Consider the following 2,347-nt stretch of genomic DNA (forward strand, 5'->3'; position numbering starts at 1 on the left):
TTTCAGCAACGCCTGCTACGTCTAGGAGCAGATCGTTCGACTRGAGGACCGCCTCGCATACCTTTTGGTTGAAGCGATCAACGAGGTTTCTGATCGTTCCGCCTAGCGCGCGATCGAAGGATCCGAACAGCCCTTCCGGAGGAGCCGCAAGTGTTTGGACGATGCACACAGCGCCGCTGTTGCGCGCAATCGCCGCGCGAATGGTGTTGAGGAGACCGATTGCGGCGTCGATGGTCTGAGCGGCAACCTGTTCGTTGCCAGGGCTGGGTTGAAGTGCAAGGCCTCTGTGATCGAGCGCAACCAGGACCGCATCTGGTCGGGATGTGTTGAGACGTGAGTCCGGCTGCAAGGCGTCTTGGAGGAATTGATCGTACGCACCGGTGATGCATTCGAGGGCAAAGCCGTGGCGCGCGGCCGTCGCAATCAGGACGGGGACCATGAGATCCAGGGTGCCGTTTCCGATCAGGCCAAGCCGAAATGGAGCTAACGGTTGCAGGGACCGTCCCTGCTCGCGGGCCGAGACAATCGCGCGTCCCAATCGCGAAAGCTGCCGCTCATCCAGCGCGTGGGTCGCGAGAAACCGGATTTGGCCTCCCAACTCGGCCCCGGTCATCAAAAGGTCTTTGCAGCGAGAAGAGAAATCCTCGGGCGGTCTTGGAAGCCAAGACAGTTCCCGATACAGTTCAGCGGACATCGTCACTTCCAAGTCTACTTCGTAGATTTGTAGTTGTACTAGCAAATCGCGTACCATGCCAGTTAGGTCAGATCCGTGAACACAATTAGACAGTTTCGTGGCACGGCTCTTCACCACACGCGGCTCTCCTTCGCCTCGGTTGGGGTGTCCTTAATCACAAGACAGAATGAAGGAAGCTGGCGTGGGAAGTGGACCGACCAGAATGTTCGTCAGTCAGGATCGAAATGCCCCGGGACCCGAGTGAATTAGCTCTTTCTGTCGTCATCCCGAACTACAACTATGCAAAGTTTGTAGGCGCGGCGATCAGGAGTGCGTTGGGAATCCGATGGCCTAAGGTGGAAGTGGTCGTTGTCGACGATGGATCGACAGACAATTCGCTTGAGGTGATTGGAAAGTTTGCGGACAGAATTACGCTTATCGAACAGGCAAATGCCGGCCAAATGCCCTCGTGCGTGAACGGATTCCGCCGTTCTTCAGGCGACGTCGTCATCTTTCTGGATTCCGATGATGCGCTACATCCCGACGTAATGACCGAAATTGCGGCGGTTTGGTCCGAAAAAGCCAGCAAATTCCAGTTTCAAATGCGAACAATTGATGCAGATGGAAATGCAACGGGCAGCATTCTGCCACAGTATTTTGTGACCCCTACGCCTCAACAAATTCGTGAGTGGGCAATTACTGCGGGCGTTTACCCGACCCCGCCGGGATCTGGCAATGCTTATCCACGCGAGGTCGTTGATCAAATTTTCAGTTTCAAGACCGACTTCGTGGACAGGGCGCCCGACAGCTATTTGGTGACGGCTGCCCCCGCGCTTGGTGATGTTGTCACAATCCCCAAACCGCTCGTGGATTACCGCGTCCACGGCGAAAATCACGGTGCATTTTTGGAATTGGAAGACAACCGCTTCGCCCGAGAAGTGGATGTCACCCGACGACGGGTTGGGTATTTTCGCGAAATTGCCGCCAGTGTTGGGGTGTCCGTCGCCCCTGAAGCATTGAATAGAAATATGCTGTTTCTTTGCCTGCGCGCTGCGTCATACGCATTGCGGCCCGACCGTCATCCGATCGCGAAGGACAGCGCAGGCCGCATCATCGCTGACTTTCTCCGAGCCCTGTCCTATCCGCAGGGTTTTTCATACTCCCAGCGAATGTCGTTGTTATTCTGGACTATGGCAGTGGTGGCTGGCCCCAGGCAGCTTTCCCGCTCCCTCGTAAGTTGGCGTTACGCACCAACAAGCCGTCCCAGATTGATGAGGGTCGCCCTCAACGTTCTTAGGGTGGTGAGGTAGTGCGTTCCGATCTGAGAGATCGGCGCAACGGGCGTCATGGCCTGGACAGCCGACGCATGTTCGGCACGAGGGTCAGAAGCCAGATCAAGAGACAGTAATTTGGCTTGAGCAGAAACGAAAAGCCAATCCAACTCACCAGAAAAAAGTGGCAGGCCTCGACCCTCAGGGAACTCGAATACAGTCGGATCGCGACCAGCGTCAGCAGCAGAACAAATCCAAGCAGGCCGTATTCGTAAGTTACCTTGGCCCAGGTCGGATCGGCCACTTCATAGGTAAATCGGGCCAGCGAGAGGTCCCGGAAGAAGCTGCCGGCGCCCTTGCCGAGCCACGTGTTTAATATCCCGCCATCGAGGCTGTTTTGCAC

2 protein-coding genes and 1 pseudogene are annotated in these 2,347 nt (G+C 56.2%); 1 reads left to right on the top strand and 2 read right to left on the bottom strand.

Annotated elements, in window-relative coordinates:
• Positions 1-694 (bottom strand): annotated as a pseudogene (locus AC1DW2_RS43635) (HAD-IIIC family phosphatase); the annotation flags it as partial.
• Positions 695-918: 224 nt separating this feature from the next.
• On the opposite strand from AC1DW2_RS43635, the gene AC1DW2_RS43640 reads away from it, so the two are divergent.
• Positions 919-1,983 carry a glycosyltransferase family 2 protein gene (locus AC1DW2_RS43640; RefSeq protein WP_477009192.1) on the top strand — a complete coding sequence of 355 codons (1,065 nt, stop codon included), beginning with the start codon at positions 919-921 and terminating at the stop codon, positions 1,981-1,983.
• 34 nt (positions 1,984-2,017) lie between these two features.
• Here the strand turns inward: AC1DW2_RS43640 and AC1DW2_RS43645 are convergent.
• The coding region (locus AC1DW2_RS43645) for a hypothetical protein (protein WP_477009193.1) at positions 2,018-2,347 on the bottom strand (330 nt) is incomplete at its 5' end.

Source organism: Bradyrhizobium sp. P3_C3 (assembly GCF_056402655.1).

Excerpts from the sequence above, each read along its gene's own strand:
- AC1DW2_RS43640 (WP_477009192.1), top strand. The coding sequence starts at position 919 with ATGCCCCGGGACCCGAGTGAATTAGCTCTTTCTGTCGTCATCCCGAAC.